Source organism: Monashia sp. HAY1-5C, assembly GCF_056755255.1.
Window position 1 is genome coordinate 1 of record NZ_JBPGXG010000707.1, and the last position, 239, is coordinate 239.

The 239-nt window shown below is 41.4% G+C and carries 1 protein-coding gene; it reads right to left on the minus strand.

What is annotated here, in order from left to right; genetic code table 11:
- Nucleotides 1-220: Rrf2 family transcriptional regulator (locus tag ACR9ZK_RS23275; RefSeq protein ID WP_481344279.1), on the minus strand; the 220-nt coding region annotated here is incomplete at its 3' end.
- Nucleotides 221-239: the final 19 nt, after the last annotated feature.

Consider the following 239-nt stretch of genomic DNA (forward strand, 5'->3'; position numbering starts at 1 on the left):
TCTTAATATCATCCGCATTTTTTGCCAGCTGACTACCTCCTACTTTTCCCTGCCGGCTGATAATCAGTCCGGCCTCTTTCAGTACACTCAATTCTTTACGAACCATCACAGGATTAATATTAATGCTTCCCGCCATCCATTCAGAGGTGAGCCATTCCTGCGGACTTTCCGCTAATAAAGTCATGATATGTATTGCCGTAGCAAATCTTGTATTGTTCATTGTAATTACTGTACAAAAG